The organism is Thioclava sp. UBA3469 (assembly GCF_002378135.1).
Taxonomy (GTDB): Bacteria; Pseudomonadota; Alphaproteobacteria; order Rhodobacterales; family Rhodobacteraceae; genus Thioclava; species Thioclava sediminum.
Genome location: NZ_DFRG01000043.1, coordinates 1,160 through 1,376 on the forward strand (window position 1 = coordinate 1,160; position 217 = coordinate 1,376).

General features: G+C 65.0%; 1 pseudogene. It reads left to right on the top strand.

The features are described 5' to 3' along the window. A pseudogene (locus B3D39_RS03205) lies at positions 1–217 on the top strand (2-isopropylmalate synthase); the annotation flags it as partial.

Consider the following 217-nt stretch of genomic DNA (forward strand, 5'->3'; position numbering starts at 1 on the left):
CCACACCTTCATCGGCACCTCGCCGCTGCACCGCGCGATCCCGAACCTGACGATGGACGAGATGGCCGACGTCATCCACGAGACCGTCAGCCACGCGCGCAACCTGTGCGACAACGTGCAGTGGTCGCCGATGGATGCGACCCGGACCGAGCATGACTACCTCTGCCGCGTCGTCGAGATTGCGATCAAGGCGGGTGCCACCACGATCAACATCCCC